General features: G+C 72.1%; 10 protein-coding genes. 7 read left to right on the forward strand and 3 right to left on the reverse strand.

Annotation, left to right across the window (positions count from 1 at the left end):
• Positions 1 to 48 precede the first annotated feature (48 nt).
• The 3 genes from nudC to M4D54_RS08570 all read left to right on the forward strand — a co-directional run bounded on the left by nudC (position 49) and on the right by M4D54_RS08570 (position 3,756).
• On the forward strand, positions 49 to 960 hold the full coding sequence (gene nudC, locus M4D54_RS08560) for an NAD(+) diphosphatase (protein WP_193866887.1): 912 nt from the start codon (positions 49 to 51) through the stop codon (positions 958 to 960).
• A gap of 71 nt (positions 961 to 1,031) precedes the next feature.
• Entirely contained in the window at positions 1,032 to 3,146 is a 2,115-nt protein-coding gene (locus M4D54_RS08565) for an ATP-dependent DNA helicase UvrD2 (protein ID WP_259890967.1), read from the forward strand.
• Between the two features lie 313 nt (positions 3,147 to 3,459).
• Positions 3,460 to 3,756, forward strand: a complete 297-nt coding sequence (locus M4D54_RS08570) for a WhiB family transcriptional regulator (protein WP_193866889.1) — start codon at positions 3,460 to 3,462, stop codon at positions 3,754 to 3,756.
• A 22-nt stretch (positions 3,757 to 3,778) separates the two neighbouring features.
• Here M4D54_RS08570 and M4D54_RS08575 read toward each other — a convergent pair whose 3' ends face one another.
• Entirely contained in the window at positions 3,779 to 3,937 is a 159-nt protein-coding gene (locus M4D54_RS08575) for a DUF5679 domain-containing protein (protein ID WP_010551122.1), read from the reverse strand.
• A gap of 505 nt (positions 3,938 to 4,442) precedes the next feature.
• Between M4D54_RS08575 and M4D54_RS08580 the strand changes: the two genes are divergently transcribed.
• A complete protein-coding gene (locus M4D54_RS08580; protein WP_193866890.1) occupies positions 4,443 to 5,030 on the forward strand; it encodes a M48 family metallopeptidase in 588 nt (195 codons plus the stop codon).
• 18 nt (positions 5,031 to 5,048) lie between these two features.
• Here M4D54_RS08580 and M4D54_RS08585 read toward each other — a convergent pair whose 3' ends face one another.
• On the reverse strand, positions 5,049 to 5,642 hold the full coding sequence (locus M4D54_RS08585) for an NUDIX hydrolase (protein ID WP_193866891.1): 594 nt from the start codon (positions 5,640 to 5,642) through the stop codon (positions 5,049 to 5,051).
• Positions 5,639 to 7,180 (reverse strand): zinc-dependent metalloprotease, encoded by a 1,542-nt coding sequence (locus tag M4D54_RS08590; protein ID WP_259890969.1) that lies wholly within the window; start codon positions 7,178 to 7,180, stop codon positions 5,639 to 5,641. The genes M4D54_RS08585 and M4D54_RS08590 overlap by 4 nt, the downstream gene beginning before the upstream one ends.
• 80 nt (positions 7,181 to 7,260) lie before the next feature.
• Between M4D54_RS08590 and M4D54_RS08595 the strand changes: the two genes are divergently transcribed.
• The 3 genes from M4D54_RS08595 to ettA all read left to right on the forward strand — a co-directional run bounded on the left by M4D54_RS08595 (position 7,261) and on the right by ettA (position 11,015).
• Complete coding sequence (locus M4D54_RS08595; RefSeq protein WP_259890970.1) at positions 7,261 to 8,397, forward strand: PDZ domain-containing protein; 1,137 nt, start codon at positions 7,261 to 7,263, stop codon at positions 8,395 to 8,397.
• Positions 8,398 to 8,404: 7 nt separating this feature from the next.
• Positions 8,405 to 9,097: an HAD-IA family hydrolase gene (locus M4D54_RS08600; RefSeq protein WP_259890971.1), complete on the forward strand. Its 693-nt coding sequence runs from the start codon at positions 8,405 to 8,407 to the stop codon at positions 9,095 to 9,097.
• Between the two features lie 235 nt (positions 9,098 to 9,332).
• Positions 9,333 to 11,015, forward strand: coding sequence for an energy-dependent translational throttle protein EttA (gene ettA / locus M4D54_RS08605; protein WP_259890972.1), 1,683 nt, complete (start codon positions 9,333 to 9,335; stop codon positions 11,013 to 11,015).
• Positions 11,016 to 11,123: the final 108 nt, after the last annotated feature.

Genomic DNA, 11,123 nt, shown 5'->3' on the forward strand with positions numbered 1-11,123 from the left:
GAGCCCACCGTACCTGCCGGTGCTGCTCGATCCCCGTAGGCTTCGAGCATGGCGAGAGTTCGTGGACCGCACCTGCGCACACCCCTGACCCTGCTGGAGTCCGATCGGGAGGCGCTGCTGCGCATCGAGCCCGAGGTGCTCGCCCCCGGGGACGATGCCCGCTACCTCGTCACCCGCGCCGGCGCCGCCGCTGTCACCGAGGCGGAGGACGGCACCGTCGGCCTGCTGCTGGAGAGCGAGGACCCGCGCGCCGGGACCCACCAGCCCCTGGTCTTCCTGGGGCGGAGGGAGGGGCTGCGGGTGCTCGCCGTGGAGATCCCCGAGCCCAGCCCCGAGCTCGACGACCCCGGGCGCGACCTGCGCGACCTTCGCCATGTGGCCGACCAGCTGGTCCCGGCCGACGCCGACCTGGCGCTCGCGGCCGTGGCGATGGGCTCCTGGCACCGGGCGACGCGGCACTGCCCGGCCTGCGGGGAGCTGCTGGAGGCAGAGGCCGGAGGCTGGGTGCTGCGCTGCCGTGAGGACGGCAGCGAGCACTTCCCCCGCACCGACGCCGCCGTGATCATGGGCGTGCGCGATGAGCGCGACCGGCTGCTGCTGGCGCGCAACGCCCACTTCCGGGGCCGTTTCCACTCGGTGCTGGCGGGGTTCGTGGAACCGGGGGAGACCCTCGAGGGTGCCGTGGTGCGGGAGGTCGCCGAGGAGGTGGGACTGCACGTGCACACCGTGGAGTACGTGGGCAGCCAGCCCTGGCCCTTCCCGCGCTCCCTGATGCTCGGCTACCGGGCCTGGGCCGACGGCACCCCCTCCCTGGTTCTGCAGGAGGACGAGATCGCCGAGGCCCGATGGTTCACCCGCGAGCAGCTGCGCGAGGAGCTCGCCGCCGAGCGGATCGACCTGCCCGGCAGCTCCTCTCTGGGACGCGCACTGATCGACGACTGGCTGACGCAGGAGGGATGAGACCGGGCCCTCCGCGCGGCGCGTCCACACGGATGCCCGCCTGTCACAGCTCGCTGGCAGACTGGGGGACGATGACCGACCAGCCCGCCCCCGTCCCTGAACCCAGTGCCGAGGACATCCTCGCTGCGCTCGACCCCGAGCAGCGCGAGGTCGCCAGCAGCTTCGGCACCCCGCTGTGCGTGCTGGCCGGTGCCGGCACCGGGAAGACCCGCGCCATCACCCACCGCATCGCCTACGGGGTGGCCACCGGGCAGCTGAACCCCCGGCACGTGCTGGCCGTCACCTTCACCTCGAAGGCCGCCGCGGAGATGCGCTCACGGCTGCGGGACCTGGGGGTGCCCGCGGTGCAGGCCCGCACCTTCCACGCCGCCGCCCTGCGGCAGCTGCGCCACTTCTGGCCGCGTGTGGTGGGCGGCCCCATGCCCGAGATCATGCCGAACAAGTTCGCCGGGGTGGGGGAGGCCTGTCGGCGGCTGCACATGAGCGTGGACCGGGCGGCGCTGCGCGACATCGTCGCCGAGGTCGAGTGGTCCCGCGTCACCATGCTCACCCCGGAGAGCTACCCCGAGGCCGCCGCGCGATCCCGCCGCCCCGGGGTGGCCGGTTTCGACTCCCGCTCCATCTCCCGCATCCTCACCCAGTACGAGGAGGTCAAGAAGGAGCGCGGCGTCATCGACTTCGAGGACGTGCTGCTGCACATGGTGGGCTTCCTCAGCGAGCGGGCGGACGTCGCCCGTGAGGTGCGCGCCCAGTACCGCCACTTCGTGGTGGACGAGTACCAGGACGTCTCCGCTCTCCAGCACGCGCTGCTGCGCCTGTGGCTGGGCACCTCCGACGACCTGTGCGTGGTGGGCGATGCCGCCCAGACCATCTACACCTTCGCCGGCGCCCGGGCCTCCTACCTGCTGGACTTCCCCCGCGAGTTCAAGCGCGCCCGCACCATCCGGCTGGAGCGCAACTACCGCTCCACCCCCCAGATCGTGCGCATGGCCAACACCGTGCTGGACGGCGCCCAGGGCCGCACCCGGCAGCACCGCCTGACCCTGGCCTCCCAGCGCGAGGACGGCCCGCCGCCGCTGATCGAGTCCTTCCCCGACGACCAGGCCGAGGCCGAGGGGATCGCCGCCCGCATCGCGGAGCTGATCGAGCAGGGTCGCCCCGGTGCCCCGGTCACCGCCGCGGACGTGGCCGTGCTGTTCCGCACCAACAGCCAGTCGGAGGCGTTCGAGCAGGCCCTCACCGGGCGTGGCATCGGCTACCTGGTGCGCGGGGGGGAGCGCTTCTTCGAGCGCCAGGAGGTGCGCCGGGCGATGGTGGCGCTGCGCGCCGCGGCCCGCGTGGAGCAGGTCGAACCGCTGCAGGCGGTGCGCGACGTCCTGTCCCAGCAGGGCTGGCGGCCCGAGGCCCCCGAGTCCACCGGTGCGGTGCGGGACCGCTGGGACTCGCTGAACGCCCTGGTGGGCCTGGCGCAGACGGTCCTGGCCCGGCCCGGTGCGGGCATCGAGGACGTGGTGGGCGAGCTCGAGGAGCGCGCCGAGGCGCAGTCCGCCCCCGTGGTGGAGGGCGTCACCCTCGCCTCCGTGCACGCCGCCAAGGGCCTGGAATGGCCGGTGGTGTTCGTGGCGGGGGCCAGCGACGGCCTGCTGCCGATCTCCATGGCGAAGACACCGTCCGAGGTCGAGGAGGAGCGGCGCCTGTTCTACGTGGCCCTCACGCGGGCCCGTGACCTGCTCACCGTCACCTGGTCGGCGGCGCGGAACCCGGGCGCCCGGGGATCGCGCAAGCCCTCCCGCTTCCTGGACGGCGTGCTGGACCACCCCTCCGCCAAGGGTGGGGGAGCGGGGGCGAGCCCGCGCCGCACCGGGCGCCGCAGCGCCACCGTGTACTCCGAGTGCCGCTCGTGCGGGGGAGCCCTCACGGGGACCCGGGAGCAGCGCATCGGTCGGCACGCCGGCTGCCCACCCACCGCGAGCGAGCAGGTGATGGACGCGCTGCGCGCCTGGCGCCTGGAGCAGTCCCGCGCCACGGGCGCCCCTGCCTACACCGTGTTCACCGACGCCACCCTCGAGGCCCTCGCCGAACGGATGCCCCGCACCGAGCAGGAGCTGCTGGGCGTGCCCGGCATCGGTCCCGCCAAGCTCGAGAGGTACGGCCAGCAGGTGCTGGAGCTGCTGGCGCAGCAGTAGAACCGCAGGTCAAAAAAAGATGTGACGGGGTGTGGGGGCCATGTAGACTCACGCTCGTCAATCGTCCACGTCGTGGTCCGGGACACCGGGGCATGCGCACAGGAGAGGAGGTGTCGCCATGATCGGCAATCAGTTCGAAGCGGTCGGTGGTGCCCTTCTTCGCGCACCCCACCCACTGCGCCTGCGGGGCTATGCCCCGACGGTGTCGTCGCTGAGCTGACGAGGCTCTCGCCTCGCGGTGAGGGCGGCACCGGCGCCTCCCTCCCTTCGCCCCCACGGGCCGTTCCACGACGATCTTCGAAGCAGCGAGACGATGACTTCTTCTTCCACCCTCGCCGGCCTGCTGCCGGTCTCCACCGCGCACACCGCTGCGGTCACCAGCCTGCCCTGCCACGACCCGGAGGCCGCCGATCTGTTCTTCGCCGAACGCCCGGCGGAGCTCGAGCGGGCCAAGGAGCTGTGCTCGGGCTGCCCCCTGCGTGAGGCCTGCCTCGAGGGTGCGCTCCAGCGCGGTGAGCCCTGGGGCGTGTGGGGCGGTCAGATACTCGAAGCCGGCCGCGTCATCGCCGTGAAGCGAGGACGGGGCCGGCCTCGGAAGAGCGCCGCGTGAGCGGCGCGCTCTCGGTGGGCGCTCAGGCCTTGCCGAGGATGCGGTTGAGCTTGGTGCCGCACTCGGGGCACACGGCCTTGGCCATGCGGCGGCCGTTGGAGACGACCACGTTCCCCTCGGCCTCGCGCTTCTCGCGGCACTTCACGCAGTAGAACTCTCCGGCGTAGGTCTCGTCGGCCATGTCGGCTCCTCGTTCATATTGTCGGGTTCGGGCTGTCGGCTCACTGTAACGCCGTGCCGGGACGGGAACGAGTCGAGAACGGATCTCATGCCGTTCTCGTGCCGGGCGGTGCGGCGCACGCTTCGGGCTGGGGGGCTCCTGCGGGGAGCCGAGGAAGTGCGTGCGCCGCGCCGACGGCAGGGGTCCGGACAGCCGGATCCGGCCGCACGGACCGTGGAGCCCCGGGGGCGCTCAGCACCACGCGCACCTTCCCCGTGTGCGTCCTGCTAGTTATCCCGGGGCTCCACGTTCAGGGAAACGTAGCCCCTCGGGGCGGGGCGGGTCAAAGGCGTCCGGGGGACGCCCTGTGGACAACCCGCGCGCTTGTGTGGACAGTGTGCGGATGACGGTGGGGCGGCTGTGGAGGAACCTCGTGATCCACCGCCCGCAACACCGCGACCAGCAGTGATGCCATGCACAGCCTGTGGAGCAAAAACTTCGTGCGGATCCGTGCGAGGCTGGCCGCATGCCCGATCTGCACCCTCATCCCGGCGTCACCGGTCCCCGCGGGGAGCGTGTGCTGGTGCGCCGATCCGCCCGTCGGCGCCGCAGCGTGTCCATCACCCGGCGCGAGGGCGATCTGGTGGTCGCGATCCCCGCCTCGATGAGCCGGCGCGAGGAGGCGCAGTGGGTGCGGCGCATGATCGATCAGCTCTCGCGCAAGGAGGAGCGCACCATCGCGCCCCGCCGCAGCGACGAGCAGCTCGCCGCTCGAGCGGTCGAGCTCAGTGAGCTGTACCTCGATTCCCGGGCCCGGCCCACCTCCGTGCAGTGGTCCACCCGGCAGCAGCGACGCTGGGGTTCCTGCACCCCGACGGAGGGCAGCATCCGCCTCTCGTCCCGGCTGCAGGGCATGCCCTCGTGGGTGGTGGACTCGGTGCTGGTGCACGAACTGGTGCACCTGCTGGTGCCGGGCCACGGGCCGGAATTCCAGGCCCTGATGGACCGGTACCCGCAGGCGCAGCGCGCCCGCGGGTTCCTCGAGGGAGTGGCCTGGGAGCAGGACCTGCCCGCACCCCGGGAACCGGACGAACCTCGGGAGGCGAGGGACTAGCCCCCACCTCCTGTGCCCTCACCAGTGCCGGGCCGCCCACGTGCCCAGCAGCTCCAGGGTCTCCTCCAGGTCCGCGACCGTGCCCGCCGGCAGGGATCGCTGCCTGCTGCGGGCGCCTGCCAGCAGCGGCCACGGCGCCCAGATCACCTCGGGGGACTCCTCGCTGGGTCGCAACGGGGTCGCGGCGGCCGGCCGCGGGGTGCGCAGCAGGTACTGCACGTCCCAGTGGGCCCGGCAGGAACCGAAGGCCGCGGCCAGGTGGTGCTGGTGCAGCACCGCAGGGCCGGGGCCGATCCGCTGCACCTCGTGCACACCCGTCTCCTCGGCGACCTCGCGCAGGGCGGCCGCCTCGAGGCTGGTCTCCCCGGGCTCGAGGTGCCCGCCGGGCTGCACCCAGAACTGTCCCTTGCGGTGCCACACCAGGGCCACGTGCTCGCCCGGGGCGTCCACCACGATCGCGCTGGCCGTCAGGTGCACGGGGCCGCCGTCGCGGTATACCGCCTGCGGGTTCTGCTGCAGCAGCGACTCGTACTGGCGGGCGATCCGCGCACCGGTGGCCGCGGAGCGCGCGGCCCGCACCTGCTGCAGCGCCGGCTCAGGCGGTGCGGTCATGCGGGGCGGTTCCCGGGATCGGGATCAGTCCCGTCGTCATCGGTCCCGTCGTCGGTCCCGTCGAGTTCGTCCTCCTCGCGCAGGCCGCCCTGGCCGTCCTCGCGCGGAGCGCTCTGCTGCCCCTCGCCGGACAGCAGCTTCTCCAGCTCCGCATCGAAGTCCGCGGGGATCTCCACGTCCGAGAGCGCCTCGTCCTCGGCGGCCTCGGGGCGCGGCGCCTGGGGCCTTCCGGAGAGCACCTCCGCGCTGGGCAGCAGATCGGGGTGGTCCCACTTCGCCTCGCGCCCGGTCACGCCCTCGGTGGCCAGCACGCTCTCCCACCAGGCCAGGGCCTCCCGCACCCGCCGCGGGCGCAGCTCGATGCCCACGGTGCCAGCCAGCATCTGCTCGGCGGGGCTGCCGGTGGCGCGCCGGCGCCGCAGCACCTCCCGCATCGCCTCCAGCTGCGGCAGCTTGCCCTCCAGGGCCTTCGTGGTCACGTGGTCCACCCACGCCTCCACCAGCGCGAGGGTGGTGGCCAGCTCCTCCAGGGCCCGCTCCTGCGAGGCCCGACGGGTGAACACGAACATCTCCTCCGGGCGGCGGGCCTGCAGCGCCTTCGGGTCCGAGAGGTCCAGGTCGCGCACCATCTCGTCCAGCGCATCCAGGTCCAGGGTGATGCCGCGGGCGTAGTCCTCGATCGCCGAGAACAGGGCCCTGCCCAGCCAGGGGTGCGCCGCGAACAGCGCCGCATGGGCGATCTCCCGGGCGGCCAGGAAGATCCTGGCCGCGGGAGCATCCAGCTGGTGGGAGGAGATCAGGTCCTCCACATTGGCGGCCACCAGGGCGGGGGCGCCGTCGGGCCCCAGGGGCAGCGACAGGTCGGTGGTGCCCGCGACCTCACGGGCCAGCGAGCCGATGGCGTGGCCGAACTGGACGCCGAACATGGTGCCGCCGAAGCGCTCCATCATCGCGGCCGGGTCACCGGGCATCGGCAGCGGGTTCTCGTCCATCTGCCCCAGCTGCGCCGCGATGGCCTCGCCGATAGCTCCGGCCATGTACTTGGCGACCGGCTCCACGGTGGACTGCCAGCGCGGCAGGGTGCGGTACAGCCAGGTGCCGCGACCGAGCACCCCCAGCTCCTGGGAGGGCACATCGATCGCCAGCACCGGATCCAGCCACAGTCGCGCCACCTGCGCGGCCTGACGCAGCTCGGACACCTGCGCGTCGGTGGGCGTGGGATCGCCCGGGGTGCCGGTGGGGGCGGGCAGGCCCGGCATCTGCGCCTGCCCGGCGGCGGTGCGGCGCGCCACGTCCTCGGCGAGAGTCCAGTTCACGGGGCCGTCGCCCTGCGCGGAGAACAGGTGCTGCATCTGCGCGGCGGCGGCCCGCAGCTGCGACGGATCCTGCGGCAGGTTCGCCTGCTGGGCGAGAGCGGACAGGTCCAGCCCGTCCAGGGCCTCCTCGGGGATCGCACCCCCGAACGCCTCCTGCAGGAAGCGCTTGAGGGCCTCCTCGTCCATGCCGCCGGGTCCGCCCGACATCGGGTTCTCGCTCATTGGCCACCTCCGCAGTTGGGTCGGCGGCCAGCGTACCCAGCCATCCCGGGGGGTTGCTGGTGGTGGGGCACAATGTCGGGGTGAGTGATCCCACCGGAGCCCCTGCGCCGCCCGCCCGGAGTCGGCGTGGCCTGCGCCGACGCGCCTCCCAGGCCGTCGAGGACGCCCAGCTGGCCCACCCGCGCACCGCGCTGGTCTCGCTGGGGCTGCTGTGCGCGCTGATCCTGGGCGGGGCCCTGATCCCGGTGCCGTACGTGATCGAGCAGCCCGGCCCGGCGATCGACGTGCTGGGGGAGTACCGCGACGAGCAGATCGTGCAGATCGACGGGGTGGAGACCTACCCCACCGACGGTTCTCTGATGATGACCACCGTCTCCGTCGACGGCGGTCCCGGATACGTGGTGACCCCGGTGGACGTGGTGGTCTCCTGGTTCGACCGCAGCCGGGCCGTGATGCCGCGTGAGCTCATGTTCCCGCCGGACCAGACCCGCGAGCAGACCACCCTGGACAATGCGGTGCAGATGTCCACTTCCCAGCAGGGCGCCGTGGCGGTGGCCCTGGAGGAGTTGGGCATCGAGTACGAGCCCGTGGTGATGGTTGCCGGTGTCCAGCAGGGTGCCCCCGCCGACGGCCACCTCGAGCCCGGGGACGTGCTGCTGGAGATCGACGGCGAGACCGCCGCGGACCTGCCCGGGTTCCAGGCCCTGGTGCGGGGTGCGGAGGAGGGCCGCACGCTGCCGATCACGGTGCGCCGCGACGACCAGGAGGTGGCGCTGGAGGTGCCCACCGAGATCGTCGACGGCACTCCCCGGCTCGGTGTGGTGCTCTCCGAGGGCTACGACTTCCCGATGGACGTGGAGATCGCCGTCGGCGACATCGGAGGGCCCAGTGCCGGCATGATCTTCTCCCTGTCGGTGTACGACGAGCTCACCCCGGGTGCCCTCACCGGGGGGCGCGCGATCGCCGGCACCGGCACCATCTCCCCCGATGGCACCGTCGGCTCCATCGGGGGGATCCGCCAGAAGATGGTGGGTGCCCGCGACGCCGACGCCGAGTTCTTCCTCGCGCCCCGCGACAACTGCGATCAGGTGCTCGGCTACGAGCCCGATGGGCTCGAGGTGGTGGCCGTCGGCTCCTTCGACGAGGCGCTGAGGGCCACCGAGACCATCGCCGCCACCGGCGGCGTCGACGGACTTCCCACCTGTGAGGACCAGTGAGCCCCCGATGAGCCCCCGGAAGCGCCACCGCACCCCGCCCCGCCCCACCGTCGTCTTCGACTTCGGCGGGGTCCTCAGCAACGGCCACGACCCCGTGCCCGACGTCCACGCCCTGCTGGGCGGTGACGCCGATGCCCTCGGCGCCGCGCTGTGGGCCGAGCGCCTGGCCTACGACAGCGGTGAGCTCAGTTGCGAGGACTACTGGGGCGCGGTGGCGCGCTCCGTCGCCGTCGAGGAGCTCAGCGAGCAGGAGGTCGCCGAGCTGCAGGACGCCGACAACCGCTACTTCCTGACGCTGGATCCCCGATCCCGCGAGCTCATCCACGATCTCGCCCGCAACGACGTGCGGATGGCGCTGCTGTCCAACGCCTCGGTCGCCTTCGGGCAGGACGTGCGCCGGGCCGACTGGTTCGAGGCCTTCAGCTTCGCGGTGATCTCGGGGGAGGAGCGCGCCGTCAAGCCCGACCGCGAGATCTTCGAGGTGCTGCTGCAGGCGCTCTCCCACGAGACCGGCGGCGTGTCCATCCCCTCGGCCGTGATCTTCTTCGACGACAAGCAGGAGAACGTCGACGCCGCACGTGCACTGGGGATCGACGCCCACCTGTGGCCCCGCAACGGCGAGCAGGGCGACCAGGCCGAGCGGCACGGCACCGAGATCGCCCGCGAGGTGCTCGCCGCCAGGGGCGTGCCCCTGGACTGAGCGGCCGACCGCCGGTGCTCAGCCCAGCGCCGCGATCGTCCGGTCCAGCCCCGGCAGGGGCCCTGGGGGAGCACCGGCCCCTGCACCCCGTTCTCATCCGTGAGGGAACCGCAGTGCCGCGCCTCGGAGGACGGGGCGTTCCGGGTAGAGTCGGTGACCGTGAGACGTCCCGAGCGGTGCCGTTCCGCGGCACGCCGGTGAGACCCCGCTACCCCTTTTCGGACAGGAATCCACGTTGGCAGAGTTCATCTACACCATGTACAAGGCCCGCAAGGCCGTGGGCGACAAGGTCATCCTCGATGACGTCACCATGAGCTTCTACCCGGGCGCCAAGATCGGCATGGTCGGCCCCAACGGCGCCGGCAAGTCCACCATCCTGAAGATCATGGCCGGGCTGGACCAGCCCAGCAACGGTGAGGCCCGCCTCAGCCCCGGCTACAGCGTGGGCATCCTGCTGCAGGAGCCCCCGCTGGACGAGTCCAAAACGGTCCTGGAGAACGTCCAGGAGGGCATGGGCGAGCTGTATGAGAAGGTGCAGCGCTTCAATGCCATCGGCGAGGAGATGGCCGAGCCCGATGCCGACTTCGACGCCCTGATGGAGGAGATGGGCAAGCTCCAGACGGAGATCGACAACGCCAACGGCTGGGACCTCGACTCCCAGCTCGAGCAGGCGATGGATGCCCTGCGCTGCCCGCCCGGCGACGAGCCCGTCACCCACCTCTCCGGCGGCGAGCGCCGCCGCGTGGCCCTGTGCAAGCTGCTGCTGCAGAAGCCGGACCTGCTGCTGCTGGACGAGCCCACCAACCACCTCGACGCCGAGAGCGTGCTGTGGCTGGAGCAGCACCTGCAGCAGTACGAGGGCGCCGTCATCGCCGTCACCCACGACCGGTACTTCCTGGACCACGTCGCCCAGTGGATCGCCGAGGTGGACCGCGGTCACCTGTACCCCTACGAGGGCAACTACTCCACCTACCTGCAGAAGAAGGAGGAGCGCCTCAGCGTCCAGGGCAAGAAGGACGCCAAGCTCGCCAAGCGCCTCAAGGACGAGCTCGAGTGGGTGCGCTCCAACGCGAAGGGCCGCCAGGCCAAGTCCAAGGCCCGCCTGGCCCGCTACGAGGAGATGGCCGCCCAGGCCGAGCAGACCCGCAAGCTCGACTTCGAGGAGATCACCATCCCGCCCGGCCCCCGCCTGGGCTCCCAGGTGATCGACGCGAAGAACCTCAAGAAGGGCTTCGGCGACCGGGTGCTCATCGACGATCTGTCCTTCTCGCTGCCTCCCAACGGCATCGTCGGCGTCATCGGCCCCAACGGCGTGGGCAAGACCACGCTGTTCAAGACCATCGTGGGGCTCGAGGAGATCGACGGGGGCGAGCTGAAGATCGGCCAGTCCGTGAAGATCAGCTACGTGGACCAGGGCCGCGAGAACATCGACCCCGAGAAGACCCTGTGGGAGGTGGTCTCCGACGGCCTGGACTTCATCCAGGTGGGCAAGGTGGAGATCCCCTCCCGCGCCTACGTCTCCCAGTTCGGCTTCAAGGGCCCGGACCAGCAGAAGAAGGCCGGGGTGCTCTCCGGCGGTGAGCGCAACCGCCTGAACCTGGCCCTCACCCTCAAGCAGGGCGGCAACCTGCTGCTGCTGGACGAGCCCACCAACGACCTGGACGTGCAGACCCTCGGCTCGCTCGAGAACGCACTGCTGGAGTTCCCCGGCTGCGCCGTGGTGGTCTCCCACGACCGCTGGTTCCTGGACCGCGTGGCCACCCACATCCTGGCCTACGAGGGTACCGAGGAGAACCCCGCCAACTGGTACTGGTTCGAGGGCAATTTCGAGTCCTACCAGGCCAACAAGGTGGCCCGCCTGGGCGAGGAGGCGGCCCGCCCCCACCGCGTCACCTACCGTCGCCTCACCCGCGACTGAACTCCCGCGACCGCGCACGCGCACGGCCCGCCGACCGGCCCCCCCCCCCCCCCCCGGGCCAGACCCGCCTCGAGCTCGCCGCCACCAATGCGCGGATCATGGGGACCC

Origin of the sequence: Brachybacterium sp. p3-SID1565, assembly GCF_025143785.1 — a bacterium.
Lineage (GTDB): Bacteria > Actinomycetota > Actinomycetes > Actinomycetales > Dermabacteraceae > Brachybacterium > Brachybacterium epidermidis.

Coding starts and splice junctions, on each gene's coding strand:
- M4D54_RS08565 (WP_259890967.1), top strand. CDS start 1,032: ATGACCGACCAGCCCGCCCCCGTCCCTGAACCCAGTGCCGAGGACATC.
- M4D54_RS08600 (WP_259890971.1), top strand. CDS start 8,405: ATGAGCCCCCGGAAGCGCCACCGCACCCCGCCCCGCCCCACCGTCGTC.
- M4D54_RS08585 (WP_193866891.1), bottom strand. CDS start 5,642: ATGACCGCACCGCCTGAGCCGGCGCTGCAGCAGGTGCGGGCCGCGCGC.
- M4D54_RS08575 (WP_010551122.1), bottom strand. CDS start 3,937: ATGGCCGACGAGACCTACGCCGGAGAGTTCTACTGCGTGAAGTGCCGC.
- M4D54_RS08590 (WP_259890969.1), bottom strand. CDS start 7,180: ATGAGCGAGAACCCGATGTCGGGCGGACCCGGCGGCATGGACGAGGAG.
- M4D54_RS08580 (WP_193866890.1), top strand. CDS start 4,443: ATGCCCGATCTGCACCCTCATCCCGGCGTCACCGGTCCCCGCGGGGAG.
- M4D54_RS08570 (WP_193866889.1), top strand. CDS start 3,460: ATGACTTCTTCTTCCACCCTCGCCGGCCTGCTGCCGGTCTCCACCGCG.
- nudC (WP_193866887.1), top strand. CDS start 49: ATGGCGAGAGTTCGTGGACCGCACCTGCGCACACCCCTGACCCTGCTG.